Source organism: Streptomyces sp. NPDC027189 (assembly GCF_055566975.1).
Genome location: NZ_JBVHRI010000004.1, coordinates 1 through 15,890, shown reverse-complemented (window position 1 = coordinate 15,890; position 15,890 = coordinate 1). Strand labels below are relative to the sequence as shown.

12 protein-coding genes are annotated in these 15,890 nt (G+C 71.6%); 6 read left to right on the top strand and 6 right to left on the bottom strand.

All coding sequences use genetic code 11. The features are described 5' to 3' along the window. Positions 1-5: 5 nt before the first annotated feature. The 6 genes from ACZ4RZ_RS11045 to pgfA all read right to left on the bottom strand — a co-directional run bounded on the left by ACZ4RZ_RS11045 (position 6) and on the right by pgfA (position 9,949). Positions 6-740, bottom strand: coding sequence for a class I SAM-dependent methyltransferase (locus ACZ4RZ_RS11045; RefSeq protein WP_467743697.1), 735 nt, complete (start codon positions 738-740; stop codon positions 6-8). Then, positions 737-2,275 (bottom strand): condensation protein, encoded by a 1,539-nt coding sequence (locus ACZ4RZ_RS11040; protein WP_467743696.1) that lies wholly within the window; start codon positions 2,273-2,275, stop codon positions 737-739. The genes ACZ4RZ_RS11045 and ACZ4RZ_RS11040 overlap by 4 nt, the downstream gene beginning before the upstream one ends. After that, complete coding sequence (locus tag ACZ4RZ_RS11035) at positions 2,272-6,771, bottom strand: alpha-(1->3)-arabinofuranosyltransferase (protein WP_467744300.1); 4,500 nt, start codon at positions 6,769-6,771, stop codon at positions 2,272-2,274. The genes ACZ4RZ_RS11040 and ACZ4RZ_RS11035 overlap by 4 nt, the downstream gene beginning before the upstream one ends. Continuing rightward, the gene (locus tag ACZ4RZ_RS11030; protein ID WP_467743695.1) at positions 6,768-7,526 is read right to left on the bottom strand and encodes a class I SAM-dependent methyltransferase; all 759 of its coding nucleotides are present in this window, start codon (positions 7,524-7,526) and stop codon (positions 6,768-6,770) included. The genes ACZ4RZ_RS11035 and ACZ4RZ_RS11030 overlap by 4 nt, the downstream gene beginning before the upstream one ends. Beyond that, complete coding sequence (locus tag ACZ4RZ_RS11025) at positions 7,523-8,674, bottom strand: glycosyltransferase family 4 protein (RefSeq protein WP_467743694.1); 1,152 nt, start codon at positions 8,672-8,674, stop codon at positions 7,523-7,525. The genes ACZ4RZ_RS11030 and ACZ4RZ_RS11025 overlap by 4 nt, the downstream gene beginning before the upstream one ends. A 297-nt stretch (positions 8,675-8,971) precedes the next feature. Further along, positions 8,972-9,949 carry a cell envelope lipid trafficking protein PgfA gene (gene pgfA, locus ACZ4RZ_RS11020; protein WP_467743693.1) on the bottom strand — a complete coding sequence of 326 codons (978 nt, stop codon included), beginning with the start codon at positions 9,947-9,949 and terminating at the stop codon, positions 8,972-8,974. A 325-nt stretch (positions 9,950-10,274) separates the two neighbouring features. Between pgfA and ACZ4RZ_RS11015 the strand changes: the two genes are divergently transcribed. The 6 genes from ACZ4RZ_RS11015 (at position 10,275) to arfA (ending at position 15,795) form a co-directional block, all read left to right on the top strand. Then, positions 10,275-10,427 carry a hypothetical protein gene (locus ACZ4RZ_RS11015; RefSeq protein WP_467743692.1) on the top strand — a complete coding sequence of 51 codons (153 nt, stop codon included), beginning with the start codon at positions 10,275-10,277 and terminating at the stop codon, positions 10,425-10,427. Positions 10,428-10,429: 2 nt separating this feature from the next. Then, the gene (locus tag ACZ4RZ_RS11010) at positions 10,430-11,671 is read left to right on the top strand and encodes a PucR family transcriptional regulator (RefSeq protein ID WP_467743691.1); all 1,242 of its coding nucleotides are present in this window, start codon (positions 10,430-10,432) and stop codon (positions 11,669-11,671) included. A 222-nt stretch (positions 11,672-11,893) separates the two neighbouring features. Further along, positions 11,894-12,667, top strand: a complete 774-nt coding sequence (locus ACZ4RZ_RS11005; RefSeq protein WP_189185281.1) for an IclR family transcriptional regulator — start codon at positions 11,894-11,896, stop codon at positions 12,665-12,667. Then, a complete protein-coding gene (locus ACZ4RZ_RS11000; RefSeq protein ID WP_467743690.1) occupies positions 12,664-13,515 on the top strand; it encodes an SMP-30/gluconolactonase/LRE family protein in 852 nt (283 codons plus the stop codon). The genes ACZ4RZ_RS11005 and ACZ4RZ_RS11000 overlap by 4 nt, the downstream gene beginning before the upstream one ends. A 315-nt stretch (positions 13,516-13,830) precedes the next feature. Then, positions 13,831-14,058: a family 43 glycosylhydrolase gene (locus ACZ4RZ_RS10995; protein WP_467743689.1), complete on the top strand. Its 228-nt coding sequence runs from the start codon at positions 13,831-13,833 to the stop codon at positions 14,056-14,058. A 234-nt stretch (positions 14,059-14,292) separates the two neighbouring features. After that, the gene (gene arfA / locus ACZ4RZ_RS10990; protein WP_467743688.1) at positions 14,293-15,795 is read left to right on the top strand and encodes an arabinosylfuranosidase ArfA; all 1,503 of its coding nucleotides are present in this window, start codon (positions 14,293-14,295) and stop codon (positions 15,793-15,795) included. Positions 15,796-15,890: the final 95 nt, after the last annotated feature.

The window sequence follows — 15,890 nt, the reverse complement described above, 5'->3', positions numbered from 1 at the left end:
ATGGGCTACGTCCTTCGCGCGTGCAGGAGCAGGATGGAGGACAGGGACGGCGCGGCGCAGGCCAGCCGGTCCAGGGGGCGCAGCGGGCGCGGTACACCGTGGAAGGGCGCACCCGCCAGGCGTACGACCTCAAAACCCGACGCGGTCACGAACTCCCGCAGCGCACGGGCCGTGTAGAGCCGCAGATGGCCCACGACCTCGCTCCCCGGGCGGCCGTGGATGGCGCGCAGGCTCACCTCCGAGAAGACGGGCTGGACGCCGGCGAGCAGCAGGGCGCGGTTGTACCAGGCGGCCAGGTTCGGGGTGGAGAGCATCAAGTGGCCGCCGGGGCGCAGGACTCGGCGGATCTCGTCGAGCGCGCCGTCCGGGTCCACGAGATGTTCGACGACCTCGCTGAAGAGCACCGCGTCGGCCGATTCCGCCCTGAATGGCAGCCCGCCGTCGGTGAGTTCGCCGCGAATCGCGTACGGCATGTGGGCGTGGGCGCGTCTGAGGGCGTCCTGCGACCAGTCGACGCCGATCAGGCGGTGGCCGGCGAGGAGGGGGGCGGCGGTCGCGGCCGCGGTGCCGTCGCCGCAGCCGATGTCCAGGACGGTCTTCGCGCCCGCCGTGGCCGGGCCGAGCGCGGCGGCCAGCATGCGGGCCTGGCGCAGGCTGCGCGGGGTGCCGGAGGCGACGGGGACGGCGGGGTCCTCGTAGAACTCGCGAAGTCCGTGCCGCGCGGGCGCTGTTGTGGTCATGGGGTGTCCCCCTCCGTCGCGTGCAGATAGTGCTCGAAGAGGTCGCGGAGGTGGGCGCCGTCGCCGTGGCTGAGCAGGGTCCGGGACCAGCGCAGGGCGAGGTGCAGGCGGCCCGCGGTGGACGCGGTCGTGACGGTCAGGCCGCGGGGCATGCGGGCGGGTGCCGAGAACCAGACCGCGTGGGCGCGGCCCGCTGCCTCGCCGAAGTCCAGGGGGTACGGGATGCGGCCGATGTTGCTCAGCAGCGTGGTCGAGGTCCAGGGGCCGGCCGCTCTGCGCAGGCCTCTGGTGACGGCGGCGCGCCACGCCACGGGGACCACGGGAGCGGTCAACAGAGCTGCGCCGTGGCCGAGTTGGGGGCGGTCGAGGGACTTCAGCGCGCGGGTGCGGTTCGCCGTGCGGCGCAGCAGCTCGCTCATCCTGTGCGCGTCCACCTCCTCGGGGGCGAAGGTGACTTCCACGAGCCGCGTTCCGTTGCCGATCGGCATGTCCGCGCCGCGGGGGCGGTCGTCGACCGGCATCGTGATGCGCAGGGGGCGGGGGCGGGCGCCGTGTTCCCTGTTCCAGTGGGCGAGCATCAGGGCCGTGGTCGCCATGAGCTGGTCGTTCACCGTGTAGGGGGAGCCCTTGGGGCGGCGCGGGACGTTCAGCTCGGTGACGAGCAAGCCGTTGCCGGGGGAGGGTTCGGGGGTGCCGGGGGCGACCCTGGCGGGTGGGGTCCAGGTGGAGGGGGTGTCCACCCGGGGGGTGTCCGTCGCGTCGGGGGAACGCATCGGGGGCGCGGCGGGGGTGTTGTCCTTGCCTGCGTACAGCTCGGCCGTCGTGGCCAGGATGCGGAGGCAGGCGGGGCCGTCCAGGGCCGTGTGGTTGATGGTGAGGAAGAGGACTGTGCCCTTGGTTGCGGGGTGGCCGGCCGGGGGGTGGGTGCGCTGCTCGGCGGTTCGAGGTGCCGCTCTCCTTGGGACGGGTGCCGCCCCAGCGGCACGATGGCCCGCAGCCATGTCGGCTTTGGCGGCGTCCGGCGCACCTGGTGCCGCTGCGGGTGGACCGCCGCCCCTGGCCGCACGATGGGCCGCAGCTGGGTTGCCCACGGCGTCTGCCGCCTCGCTGCCCACGGCTCGGCCCGTGGCCTCGACCACCTCCAGGCGTATGGGAGGGGAGGCCGACAGGGGTGGGGCTTCGAGGAGTGCTCTGGTCCGCGCGTCCCTGAGTGCGTCCCGGCTCGGGGGTGGGAAGGACACCACCTCCACGTCCGGCCCCGGCGTCAGCTCCCACTCGTAGCGGCGGCGGTACCAAGGGCCCGGGGCCTCGCGCATCAGGATGCGGGGGTGGCGGCGGAGCGCCTCCGTGAACGCCGTCCTCAGTCGGTCCGGGTCGAGCCGGCCCGGCAGGTGGACCTCGATGTGGACCGTCTCCGGTTCCTCCTCCTGGAGGCAGTGCCGGGCGACCTCGTCCACCACCGGGAACGGGATGCGGACGGGGGGCTGGATCGGCCCGTCCGTGCCGTCCCGTGCCGGGTGCTCCACCGCTGTCATGTGGTCTCGCCCCTCCCCGCGTCCTCCTGGGTGCCGGGTTCCTCGGGCGGTGTCGCCCTGAACCTCGGCTTGCGGAACGTGATGCGCGCGGTCGGGGGCTCGGGCTCGGGCTGAGCCGATCCAGGGCCGCGGGCGGAGACGGTCGGGCCGGCGGCGACCCGGGCCCCGGACTCGGCCTCGGTTTCGGTCTCGGGCGCGCCGGGCTTCTTTCCGGCCGACTCGGCCCCCGCGCCGGGCTTCTCCTCGAAGCCTCCGGGCAGCGCTCCGGGCAGGACCCCCGGCCCCCCACTCTCCCCCCGCACCCGCCGCGGCAACGGTGCCGTAGGCGCCTCCGACGAACCCGGTGGCGCCTCCCACCGCGAGACCGCCGCCCCTGAGGCGTCCGGCTCCCGCACGCTCACCAAACCGGCGAACAGGCCGATCAGTGCGAGCAGTTGGGCCGCGGGCCCGAACGCTCCCTCGTCCGCCGACACCGGCGACCCCGCCCCCGTCGCGGCGGCGATCCCCGCCCCGGCGAGCGCGAGGAACGCGATCGGTACGAGCAGGGCGTGCCGCCGTCGGGCGAGCAGGGCCAGCGCCGGGACCAGCAGGGCGAACAAACCCGCGATCACGATGCCGACCAGGGTGAGCGCGACCAGGCCCGGCCACAGCCCGGGCAGCGGCGGCACCGGCTGCGGCTCGTCGGGGTTGGGCGAGCGGCGGCGCCACAGGACGAGGCCCGCGAGGGCGGCCACGGCGACCCCGCCGCCGATCAGCCCGGCCTCGTAGGTCGTCGACGGCTCGTACGACAGCTTGACCGTGCCGCCGGCGCCGGACGGGATCCGCCAGCCCTGCTGCCAGCCGTCGAGCCGTACCGGCGTGAGTTCCTTGCCGCCCAGCGTGGCCTTCCAGCCGTCGTTGTAGTTCTCGTACGTCGTCAGGTACGAGGCCGCGCCCGAGCCGACCGTCACCTCGCGACGGTCGCCCAGCCAGTCACGTATCTTCAGATCGCGCCCGGCGCCGGCCGCCTCCGCGACGGTCCCGCGCGTCAGCGTCACGTCCGTGAGGGCCAGCGGGCCGGCGTCGCCCGCCTCGACGCGGTGCGAGCCGTCGGTGAGCTCCAGGGCCGTGTCCGTGCGCCCTTCCTGGCAGAGCGTCACATCAATGGCCCGGCGCTCCAACAGGTCCCGCACCGTCCCCGTCGCGCTCGTCTCGTACAGCTTCCCGTCGACCGCGACGACCGGACCCCTCCCGCAGGGGAGCGAGAACTTCCGGGTGCCGGACGGCTGCGGGGTGCGGTACTGGTCGAGGCCCGGGATGTAGGCCTCCGTCAGTCCGACCGGGAGCTGCAAGTCGTCGTCCGCGACCGGGTTGTGGACGGTCAGGGGCGCGGTCTCGGTGACGGTGATGTCGAGGTGGTCGGTGGTGATGGGGTCGAAACGGGCCCAGCCGTTCTCGTCGACCCCGACGATCGCCGCCCCGTCCGGGGAGCTGATGTTCACCTTCGTCGGGCGGGTCGACAGGCCGCCCGCCGGGGCCAGCACGATGGACGAGACCGGCTGTTTGCCGGGCCAGCTCAGATGGATCGTCGGGTTGTCGCCCGCGATCCACGCCGTCGTCAGGTCGCCGTCCGTGAGGTTGCGCGCGGACAGGCCGGCGCCCAGCTTCGCCGTCGAGTCCGCCGTCGCGACGATCCTGCTCTGCTGCTCGGGCGCGACCGCGTAGAGAAGCTTGTCCAGGTCCTCGCCCGGGACCGGGACGGCGCTCGCCCTCATCTCGTACGTCCCCGCCGTCGAGGTCGAGAAGCTGCGGTGCAGGCCCGCCTCGGTGCCCGTCGGGGAGAGCCCGGTGGGGTCGGTGGTGCGGTGCAGGGAGACGATCTCGGAGGAGGCGTCCGAGCCGGAGGCGTCCGTCGGGAGCCGCAGCAGGCGTGTCACCTGGACGTCCGGGAGGTCGATCTCGGAGAAGCCCGCACCGGTGAGACCGGCGTGCTGCTCGGTGGAGTCGACAATCGTGATCTTCAGCCAACTCGTCGGCCCGGGGCGGCCCTTGATCGACTGGGCCATGCCGTTGGGCTGGAGGTAGCTGGTGACGGAGCCCTTCTCCGTCTCCACCCGCACCCGGGTCGCCGCCGACCGCACTCCGTCCTGCGGCAGCGGAGTCACCTTGAACGACGACGGGACGTCCACGGACCCCTCGAAGCGGATCCGCAGCCACTGACCGTCCGCCGAACCCGCCGCGCCCTCGGCCCACGCCGTGTCGGGGTTGCCGTCGAAGGCGTTCACGGGGTCGTACTGCGGAAGGTGGAAGAGCCAGTTGCCGGTCGACGACGCGGTCACCGAGCGGGCGCCGCGCAGCACCGCCACCGTCTGGTGCCGGATGCCCTTCGTCGGCAGGATCTGGTGCGGCTTCTTGCCGGGGTCCTGCACGCTGTCGCTGTCGTTGCGCTGGTCGCGCGTGTACGTGTACGAGGTGTTGGAGTTGACCAGGCCGAACCGGGTGTCCGCGCGCCGCAGCCCGTCGCCCACCACCTGCACCTCGGAGGTGCCAAGGCCCGGATGGTTGTCGCCGGTCAGCACGGCGGCGCGGCCCCGCATCGACGGGTCGGCGGCCAGCGGGAGGAGCGACTCGGGGCCGCCGGACACGACGGCCGTGTCCGCGATCGGCTTCAGCCCGGCCTGTCCGGGCCTGGGCACGTCCTTGTCGGTCGGCTCGTAGATCTCGACGGCGCGCTGGCGCGGATACAGGCCCTCGACCTGCAAGGGGGTGTCGTTCGCGATCCGCCCGCCGGTCATGACCGGCCCGAAGCCGGTGACCCGCTGGTACCCGGACTGCTCCAGGGTCCGCTTCACGGTCGCCGTCGGGACGTAGCCGAGTTGATCCGGGTCCAGGTCGTTGCGTATGACGACGTAATAGAGGCCGGCCCGGCTCAAGTAGTCGGCCAGGCCCGGGACCTCGCCACCCGTCATCAGCGACTGCTCGACCGCGTCCATGGCGCGCCGGTTGCCCGCGGTGCCGAACGGGACGTAATCCCGTTCCGCCCAGCGGGAGCCGGCGAGCACGTCGAGGGGCTCGTCGATGGGGGAGCCCCAGGTGTAGATGCCGTGCGCGGTGGCGGGGACGACGAGGGCGCGGGAGTCGGGGGAGTACTTCTCCAGCCAGTCGGCCGTGGTCTGCCAGTACTTGGGGAGTTCCTGGAAGGAACCCGGCTGCAGGATCGACCCGGTGAGATACGGCCAGGCGAGCCCCGGCAGTATCAGCACGGCCGCCACGAGGGGGGCGAAACGGCGGCCGCGTACGGGACGGGCGCCGCGCGTCTCGGAGGCGACACCGACCAGATGCGCGAGACCGAGGACGAGGGCGAGCGCGAGCCCCGTCTGGAACTTGTAGATGTTGCGGAAGGGGACCAGCCCGCCGTTCAGCCAGTCCTGGACCACACCGTGGAAGGGCGCGCCGAGCGAACCGCCGTACCCGGCAAGGGTGATGAGCGCGGCCGACAGCACGGTCAGCACGAGCCAGCGGCGCTCGGGCATGTCCCGTCTCGCCAGGCCCGCGAGACCGAGCCCGGCCGCGAGCGCCGAGCAGACGATCACGATCACCGAGGACGCGACGGTCCAGCCGGCCGGCAGCCAGGCCTCGCCGAAGTGCAGATACGCCACCCAGTTCCCGGCGCCGCGCAGCGACTCGGTGGCCGACATCGTGGCGGTCGTGGTCTGTGAAGTCTCCACGTAAGGAAGGAAGTTCTCGCCGTAGATGCCGAGCATCAGCAGCGCGATCCACCACCAGGCCGTCGCCAGGATCACGCCCGGCACCCACCAGGCGATCAGCTTGCGCTGCCGGGGCCCGCGCGGGCGGGAGAGCAGATACAGCCCGACCGGCAGCAGGGATGCCAGAGTCGCGGCCGCGTTCACACCGCCCATGAAGGGGACGATCAGCGCCGAGCGCAGGGCCGCGATCCGGGCGCTGTAGCGCTCGTTGGTGAGCGGGAGCAGGACCCAGGGGAGGAAGGCGCCGGGCAGCGCGGCGGCCGAGGTGGAGCCGACGACGACGGTGAAGACCGGCCACAGCGCGTACGCGACGGCGGCGAGCAGTCTTGCGGAGCCGCTTCCGATCCGCAGCCGCTCGGCCAGTCGCAGTGCGCCCCAGAAGGCGACGGAGACGACGATCGACAGCCACAGCCGCTCCGCCAGCCACACCGGCAGATGGATCAGCTTGCACAGGCCGTAGAACGGCAGCATCGGCCAGACGTAGCCGACGTACTGGTCCTGGATGCCGCCGAAGCCGCCCCGGTCGTGCCACAACTGGCCCAGGTCGGAGAGGAACTGCCAGGGGTCGAGCGCGACACCGAGCTTGGTGTCGAAGGTCGTCCGCCCGGGGTGCACGGCCAGGAACAGCACGAACACCACGGCCCAGAAACCCAGCAGCCACCGCCGCGAGCGCGGCCCCTCGGGGGGTCCTGAGGTGGTCGCGGCGGGGCGGACGGCTGCTGGAGGAGGAGCCTGGACCGTGCTCGTCATGGTGGACACCGCCGGAGGATGAGGAGGAGGTTCCAGGTGGCGAACTCGCGCAGCACCGGTGTCTTGGTGACAGCGGAGGCGAGGAATGGCCAGTAGCGGGAGCGCGCCGCGACGACCGTGACGTCGTCGCGGGCGCGCACCTGCCGCAGGGTGGTGCCGATGTGCACGGCGAAGAGGTTCTCGCCGAGGGTGTGCTTGGCGGCCTTTCCGGTACGGCGCCGGTAGCGGGCCCGCGCCCGCTCGGCGCCGAAGTAGTGCCAGGGCGCCCACTCGTGACCGCCCCACGGGGACAGCCAGTTGGTGAACGAGACGTAGATCAGCCCGTTCGGGCGGGTCACGCGCACCATTTCGCTCAGGAAGGTCTGCGGATCGGCCACGTGCTCCAGGACGTTGGAGGAGAAGCAGACGTCGGCCACCCCGTCCGCCAGCGGCAGCAGATACCCGTCCGCGACGACCGCAGAGTCGGGTGGCTTCGGCCCCAACTCCCCTACGTCCGGCTCGAAGAGGTACGCGTTGGCCCCGCGCCGCCGGAACTCCTGGGTGAAGTAGCCGCTGCCGCCGCCGACGTCCACGACGGTACGGCCCTCGACGGCGCCGCCGTACGCCTCGACCTGGTCGGCGGCGTCCCGGGCGAGCAGCGAGTAGCAGGACTCGGGGTCGTCCTGCTCGCGCAGGAAGGCACGGAAGAGGGCGAGAGAGCGGCGTATGGAGGGGTCCTTGAGTCCGGTACCCGCACCCTCACCTGCGGCCCTCATGGCGTCCAGCCCCTCACCGCCTCCGCGGCCACCGCTCTGAACTGGCGGACCGTGTGGTTCCAGCGGTACCGGGCCGCGCGGTCGCGGGCGGCCTTGCCCATGAGGGTGCGGCGGTGGGTGGACAGGGCGAGCGTGCACCAGGCGGCCGCGAAGGAGGACTCGCCGCGGGCAAGGAGACCCGTCTCGCCGTCCATGACGGAGTCGCGCAGTCCGGGTACGTCGAAGGCGATCGTCGGCGTCTCGCGCGCGGCCGCCTCGGTGACGACCAGACCCCAGCCCTCGACGGCGGACGGGTGCAGCAGCAGCCAGGCGGCACACAGCAGACGGTGCTTCTCGGCTTCGGAGACATGGCCGGTGAACTCGACGCCGGGGCCCGCGAGTTGCTCCAGGCGCTCGCGCTCGGGGCCGTCTCCCACGATCACCAGCCGGCCGCCGGTGACCGGGCGGACCCGTTCCCACAGCCGCAGCAGGAGATCGATCCGTTTGTACTCGACGAGCCGCCCCATCGCCACGAACAGCGGCTCCGGCGAGCGCGAGGCCCGCGGCCCCGGCTCCTCGACCCCGTTGTGCACGACCCGGATGCGGTCCCGCTCGACCCCGATCGCGCGCAGGGCGTGTGCCGTCGACGGAGAGACGGCGACCAGCAGATTGCGGCGCTGCGCGCCGGCCAGCGCCCAGTGTTCGAGTCTTCGGCCGAGCCGGGCGGCGGGTGCCAGCGGTCCGCCGAACCGCATCTTCCACAGGTCCGTGTGGACGTGGTTGACCAGACAGAGGGTGGGGCCGTGGTGCCACAGCGGCGCCAGGTACGGCAGGCCGTTGCACACCTCGACAAGGAGGTCGCAGTCACCGACCTGGCGGTGCAGCGCGGGCCGGGCGCGCAGAAAGTGGCCCAGGTCGCCGCCCGCCGAGACGACCCGGTAGTCGCGGTAGGCCGCGGGGCCGCCGCACAGCAGGGTGACCTGGTGGCCGAGCTCGGTCAGCCCGTCGGCCAGCCGGTCGACGAGGAGTTCGGAGCCGCCCGCCGCCGGGTTGCCGAGATCACGGCGGGCGAGAAAAACGATACGGCGCGGCTGTGGGGGGAGCGCCGGGGGGTACTGCGCGGGGCGGGGGAGCGCGGCGCGCAGCGAGGAAGGCACGTGCTGGGGCATGGGTGCTCCAACTCGTCTCAGGGTGCGGAACTCAGCGTGGGGGGTGGGGCGCGGTGCGGATCTCTGAATCGTTCGGTGGGTGGCGTCTCTCTGGTCTCTTGTGGTGGGACGGCGCTTCTCTGGTCTTTCGACGGGATGGGGCTGAGAATCTGCCCAGCTGTGGGGTTTTTGGGCATTCGCCGTGACGGGGATGTGGGTGGGCTGTGTTCGGGTGGGGTTGGACAGTTTTCGCCCAGTGGTTCGATGCGGCTACTCACCGAGGTGACAATTTCCGGGCTTTGTGGAGCTGACGGCACATCACATCGTGAGCGGAGGCTGGGACGACTCGGACGTATCGGGATCCGGTCGCCCGCGCACCACCAAAACGACCCCCACCGCGGCCAGGACGAAACCGAGCACACCGGCACCAATCGGCAAAGTCTGTCCCACCATGCGCAGTTGCCCGCTCTCGGTCTTCGCCTGGCCCACCTGGTCCTTCTGGGTCGCGGCTGTGAAGGCCAGCTTCTGGCTGTCCAGGAGCACCGTCGCGTCCTGCTTGCCGCCCGGGGCGCGCAGCGTCCTGCGCGGGCCGACCTGTGCGTAGATCACCCGGCCCGTGCGCTGGTCGACGACGAGCTCGATCAGGTGGTTGGCGTACCACTCCTCGGCGAGCACCTGGCTGCGCTTCGGTTCCCCGACGATCGCGCCCGGCACCAGACGGGTCCCGGTCCTGGTGGCGGGGACGGACCCGGTGAACCGGTAGCCCTCGTACCCACGGATCTTCTTGGTGCCCCGGTAGTGCAGGGTGACCGTCGCGCCGAGCGAGTTGTCCCACCAGCGGTACGCGCGTTTTTGCACGTCGAAGGGGAACTTGAGGTAGGCCTCGCCCTCGAAGTACGGCTTCTCCTGGCAACAGTGCGCCGGAGTGTTGGTCTTCCGGTTGGTGACCCAGCGGCCCGGTACGAACTCCAGGGCGTCGTGCGGGTCGGCGGCCGGCAGCGACTTGTCCGTGTCGACCGTGGTCGTCACGTCCCAGACGGCCTTTCCGCTGCGCTCGCTGTCGGCGACGTCGCCGCGCACCGTCTGGGTGACGGTGATCTTCTGGTCGGACACGGTCTCGACCTTGTCGACGTCGAAGACGCTGCCCGTGCCGGTGTAGACGGCGGTCGTGTCGATGTCGATCGGGTTCACGGCGGCCCGCGGTTCCACGTACCACGCGAGCATCGGGGCCAGGACGAGCAGAAAGGTGCCGAGGCCGAGAAGGATCAGGGAGACGGGTGAGACTTTGCGACGCATCCGGGCACTCCAGGGGCGTGAGAAGGCTCGACGCACGGGTGATATCGGGTGGTACGAGGTGATACGGATGCGTCGACACCAGGAGGGAAAGTGCACGTGCGGTATGGGCCGGGAACCGTAGGCGCACCCTTGACGGGGTGTCAATGCATTGTCGAGACTGTGGTCTTGCCGGACGGGACCGGTGAACCGTCATGGGCCGGGACCGGTGGACAGCCACAGGACACGACCGGTGAACGGGAACGGGCAGGGGCCGCGCAGCCGCATGACCACGGCCGCGCGGAATGCCGGGGTGGGGACGACCTCCGACAGAGAGGCTGACCCTGCGATGTCCAGACTGCTCGCCGCCGCACTGACGGCCGCGGCCGCCGCCGCACTCGCCGTCGGCGCCGCGCTCGGTGTCGTCGCGCTGCTCGACGCGACGCCGGACCAGCCGAACACGCCGCTGATCACCTATGAGAATGCCGGCCAGGAGCGTTGACCGTGACCGTCCGTCCGGGAACCGTCACATTGCGCTCGGCCTGGCACGACGTTCCCCGCGTCCAGGTGCGGCAGTTCGCGGCGATCGCCATGGCCGAGGCGCCCGCGCTCGCCGAGGAGATCCTGCGCGAGATCCGCCGCGAGTACCCGCATCTGCCGGTCGTCCTCGACGACTCCGGGGAGCCGATGGCCCTGGTCGGCATCCGCCGCGCGATCGAGGTCTTCGTGCAGCATCTGGAGACCGCGGAGGGCCGCCCGCGCGTCCACCCCGAGGTGTTCCAGGAGTTCGGCCGGGGCGAGGGGTTGCACGGCCGCAGCCTCGACTCGCTCCAGGCGATCTACCGGCTCGGGGTACGGCTCGCCTGGCGGCGGTTCGCCGAGATCGGGCAGCGGGTCGACATCCCGCCACCGGCGATGTACGAGCTTGTCGACGCCGGATACGAGTATCTGGACGGCCTGGTGGATCAGTCCGTACGCGGTTATGCCGAAGCCGCGGCCCGGCAGGCGGGGGAGCGGCTGCGCCTCCAGCGGCGCCTGATGGAGTTACTGCTCTCCGAGCACCACCGGGGCGACCCCGCCGAGGCGCTCGTCGAACGCGCCGCCCGGATCGGCTGGCCGCTGCCCGACCGGGTCGCCGTCGGGGTGCTGCTGCGGCCGGCCCGGGAAGCCGTCGCGCCCGCCGTCGGGCAGAGCGTCCTGCTCGACATGGAGTACGAGCAGCCCCGCATGGTCGTGCCCGAGCCGGACGCGGCCGGGCGCCCTGAGCTGCTGCACCGGGCGCTGACCGGGTGGGCCGGGGCGATCGGGCCGCCGGTGCCGCTCGCCGACGCGGCGAAGTCGCTGCGCTGGGCCGAGGCGGCGGTACGGCTCATGGAGCGGGGGCTGCTTCCTGCCGGTGAGGTGCTGCACTGTACGGAGCACACCGAGGCCCTGGTCCTGCTCCAGCCCGAGGAGCTGATCGACGATCTCGCGTTGCGCTGTCTGGCGCCGTTGGCCCACTGCGGGCCCACGCACGGGCGGCGGCTCGCGGAGACGTTGCTGGCGTGGCTGGAGACGCGGGGTGGAGCCCCCGAGGTCGCGGCCCGTCTGGGGGTGCATCCCCAGACCGTCCGCTACCGCCTCCGGCAGATACGGGAGCTGTGGGGTGACGAGGTCGACGACCCCGACCGGCGGTTCGAGCTGGAGCTCGTGCTGCGCGCACAGCGCCTGCGGGGTGAGCTGGGGGACCCGCGAGCCCGGCGCTGACCTCCGGCCGGCGGCTTTCCGGGCGGAGCCCCGGGCCACCAGGCACCCGGCGCTCCCCGCCCGTCGGTTTCCCGCCCGCCCGCCGGCTCGCCGTGTCGACCAGTCCCCTCGATGAAAGGCGTCCCCATCCGCGACCATTGCCCGCCCAAGACAGGCGTGAGTAACCTGTGTTCGTCATGCCGATCGTCTGTTGAAATTTCGAACACAAGGAGGGGGCCGGTTGTGGGACGCCTCGTACCTGCCGTGACCCGGGCTCTCGACATACTCGAGCTCTTCCTGGACGGGGACGGGACACTCTCCGCCCCCGACATCGTGCGCAAGCTGCAGCTGCCGCGCACAACGGTGCACGAACTGGTCACCACGCTCGCCGCCCGGTCGTACATCGTCCAGGTGCCAGGACAGCCGGGACGCTACCGGCTCGGCGTACGTCCGTACCAGCTCGGCAGCCGGTACGCCGAGCAGCTGGACCTCGCCGCCGAGGGCCAGCAGGTCGCCCGCTCCGTGGCCGAGACCTGCGACGAGACCGTACACGTGGCCATCCTCGAAGGCACCGACGTCATCTACATCGCGAAGGTCGACTCCACGCACGCCGTGCGCATGGTGTCGGCGGCGGGCCGTCGCCTGCCCGCGCACTGCACCTCCGTCGGCAAGATGCTGCTCGCCTCGCTCCCCGAGCCGGAACTGACGTCCCGCATCCCCGACAACGCCGAGCTGGTCGCGATGACGCCCAACAGCATCACCGAGCCGGCCGCCCTGCGCGAGGCCCTGGCCGAGATCCGCCGCCGCGGGATCGCCGTGGAGAGCCGCGAGTCCAACCCGGACGTCAGCTGCGTCGCCGCCCCGGTGCGCGACCGTACGGGACAGGTCGTCGCCGCGCTCTCCATCTCCGTACCGATGATCCGCTGGAGCGACGAGCGCCGCGCCGAACTGGAGCAGCTCGCCGTGAAGGGCGCTGCCGAGCTGTCCGAGCGGCTCGGTCACCGGAGCGTCGGATGACGGCCGTCGAGGTCGCCGTACGCGGGTACGCGGCCCTCGGCGAGGGCCCGACCTGGGACCCGCACGCACGGCGGCTCATCTGGGTCGACATCCTCGGCTCCCGGGTGCACACGTACGACCCGGTCTCCGGACACCGCACGGCGATGGCCACCGAACAGCACGTGGGCGCCGCCAAGCCCCGCGCGGGCGGCGGCCTGGTCGTCAACCTCCGTGACGGAGTGGGGCTTTACGGTGCGCAGGGGTCCGGTGAGCCCTTCCGGTGGCTGCACCGCGAGCCCGTCCCCGGCCGCCGCGCGAACGACGCGGCGGTCGCCTCCGACGGTTCACTGTGGTGCGGCACCATGCGCTACGACGAGGCGCCGCGCGGCGGCACGCTGTCCCGGATCGCCCCCGACGGCACGGTCCGGACGATCCTCGACGATGTCGCCGTCAGCAACGGCACGGGCTGGAGCCCGGACGGCCGGCTGATGTACTACATCGACTCCCCGACCCGACGGATCGACGTCTTCGACGTGGACGGGGATCAACTGCCCGCCAACAGACGACCGTTGGCGACCGTCGACGACGGTTTCCCCGACGGGCTCACCGTCGACGCCGACGGCTGCGTATGGGTGGCCCTGTGGGACGGCGGCGCGGTCCGCCGCTACACCCCGGACGGAGCCCTCGACCGCGTCATCGAGCTCCCCGTCCGCCGACCCACCGCCTGCGCGTTCGGCGGCGCCGGCCTGACCGATCTGTACATCACCACGGCCCGCACGGGACTGGACGCACCCCACCCGCTCTCCGGCTCGGTGCTCGTCGTCCCCGGCGCCGGGAAGGGTGTGCCGCAGCCGGCGTTCGCAGGCTAGGAAAGCCTCGTTCGCGGGTTGGCAGTTCCTCAGAAGTCCCCGCCCGGCTGTCGGTTGACCGCTGGGCGGGGACTTCCGATTTTTGCGCAAACCATTGACGAGTAAGCGCTTCCTGTCTACGGTCCCGTTCGAAGTTGCGATCATTCTTCGAGATCTCGAACAGTAAGGGCGGGGAATGGGACGACCTGGCCTGAATCGAAGGCAACTCCTGGCCGGAGTAGGTGGGTTGAGGTCGCGGGCAGTCTGGGCTTCGCCGCGCTCGGCACCGGTGCGGGCGCGCTCGCGTCCAACGCACGGACCCGGGGGCCGTACGCGGTGGAGGGCCCGTACATCGTCAGGCACGGCCGCTCCTGCTACCTCTTCGCCTCGTTCGACGCGTGCTGTGCGGGCGTGAACTCCACGTACAGGATCAGGGTGGGCAGGCCGACGTCGGTGACCGGCCCATACGCGGACAGCACGGGCAAGCCGATGCTGGAGGGCGGCGGCGACCTCCTCCTCGCCGGACACGGCCGCTTCGTAGGACCGGACACGGCCGCTTCGTAGGACCGGGCGGCGAATCGGTCTTCAAGGACAAGGGGCGAGACGTCTTGGCGTACCACTGCTACGAGGCCGCGGACTCGGGCACGCCCAAGCTGGGGCTCAACACCCTGACCTGGAACGGAAACGCCTGGCCAAGCCTGCGTCAGGGGCGCGGGGCTGTATCGACAGGCAGCTTCGCCGCGTGGGCGCGACCGGCCCCCACGACCCGCAGACGGAACTGAACCCCGAAAGGAAAACATGCGCACCGCCCGCTTCACCCTCGACCCCGCCTTCACGGTCGGCGAAGTCAACCCCCGTCTGTTCGGATCCTTCGTCGAACACCTCGGCCGCTGTGTCTACACCGGCATCTTCGAGCCCGGCCACCCCTCGGCCGACGAGGCGGGCCTCCGCACGGACGTGCTGGAACTGGTCCGCGAACTCGGCGTCACCACGATCCGCTACCCCGGCGGCAACTTCGTCTCCGGCTACAACTGGGAGGACTCGGTGGGCCCGGCCGAGGACCGCCCCCGCCGCCTCGACCTCGCCTGGCGCTCCACGGAGACCAACCGCTTCGGGCTCTCCGAGTACATCGCCTTCCTGAAGAAGGCCGGCCCGCAGGCCGAGCCGATGATGGCCATCAATCTGGGCACGCGCGGTGTGGCCGAGGCCCTGGAACTCCAGGAGTACGCCAACCACCCCTCGGGGACCACCCGTTCGGACCTACGGGTGGCGCATGGCGACAAGGACCCGTTCGGGATCAAGCTGTGGTGCCTCGGCAACGAGATGGACGGCCCCTGGCAGACCGGTCACAAGACCGCCGAGGAGTACGGCCGGCTCGCCGCCGAGACCGCCCGTGCGATGCGGCAGATCGAGCCGGACCTCGAACTCGTCGCGTGCGGTTCCTCCGGGCAGGGGATGCCGACCTTCGCCGAGTGGGAGGCGACCGTACTCCAGGAGACGTACGATCTCGTCGACCACATCTCCCTGCACGCCTACTACGAGGAGACCGACGGCGACCGGGACTCCTTCCTCGCCTCCGCCGTCGACACGGAGTCCTTCATCGAGAACGTGGTGGCGACCTGCGACCACGTGGGCGCCCGCCTGAAGTCCAAGAAGAAGATCAACCTCTCCTTCGACGAGTGGAATGTCTGGTACCAGAGCCGGCCCAACCCGCACCCGGTCGAGGACTGGCAGGAGGCCCCGCGCATCCTGGAGGACGTCTACTCCGTCACGGACGCGGTCGTCTTCGGCTCCCTGCTCATCGCGCTGCTGCGGCACGCGGACCGGGTCACCGTCGCCTGCCTCGCCCAGCTGGTCAACGTCATCGCGCCGATCATGACGGAGCCGGGCGGCCCGGCCTGGCGGCAGACGACGTTCTTCCCGTTCGCGCAGGCCTCGAAGTACGGGCGCGGCCGGGTCCTCGACGTACGCGTGGACTCGCCGACGTACGAGACGAAGAAGTACGGCGTGGCGAACCTGCTGCACGCCACCGCCGTGGGCGCCGAGGACGGCTCGGTCACCGTCTTCGCCGTCAACCGCAGCCAGACCGAGCCGTTGCCGCTCGAGGTCGCGCTGAACCGGCTGGGGTTGACGACGGTCGTGGAGCACAGCGCGCTCGCCGACGCCGACCCGGACGCCACCAACACCCTCGACGACCAGGAGCGGGTCACCCCGCATCCCGTCGAGGGGACCACTCTCCAGGACGGCACGCTGAGTGCCGTCCTGGAGCCGCTGTCCTGGAATGTGATCCGTCTGAGCTAGCTTGATCTTTAACCTGTGCGGCGTGGTCGTGGGGTGGTTGACGTCTTCGTTCGCCGTTTCGCGGGTTGTGTCTTGCGGGGTGTGTGCACGTCGTG

Coding starts and splice junctions, on each gene's coding strand:
- ACZ4RZ_RS11045 (WP_467743697.1), bottom strand. CDS start 740: ATGACCACAACAGCGCCCGCGCGGCACGGACTTCGCGAGTTCTACGAG.
- ACZ4RZ_RS11040 (WP_467743696.1), bottom strand. CDS start 2,275: ATGACAGCGGTGGAGCACCCGGCACGGGACGGCACGGACGGGCCGATC.
- ACZ4RZ_RS11035 (WP_467744300.1), bottom strand. CDS start 6,771: ATGACGAGCACGGTCCAGGCTCCTCCTCCAGCAGCCGTCCGCCCCGCC.
- ACZ4RZ_RS11030 (WP_467743695.1), bottom strand. CDS start 7,526: ATGAGGGCCGCAGGTGAGGGTGCGGGTACCGGACTCAAGGACCCCTCC.
- ACZ4RZ_RS11025 (WP_467743694.1), bottom strand. CDS start 8,674: ATGCCCCAGCACGTGCCTTCCTCGCTGCGCGCCGCGCTCCCCCGCCCC.
- pgfA (WP_467743693.1), bottom strand. CDS start 9,949: ATGCGTCGCAAAGTCTCACCCGTCTCCCTGATCCTTCTCGGCCTCGGC.
- ACZ4RZ_RS11015 (WP_467743692.1), top strand. CDS start 10,275: ATGTCCAGACTGCTCGCCGCCGCACTGACGGCCGCGGCCGCCGCCGCA.
- ACZ4RZ_RS11000 (WP_467743690.1), top strand. CDS start 12,664: ATGACGGCCGTCGAGGTCGCCGTACGCGGGTACGCGGCCCTCGGCGAG.
- arfA (WP_467743688.1), top strand. CDS start 14,293: ATGCGCACCGCCCGCTTCACCCTCGACCCCGCCTTCACGGTCGGCGAA.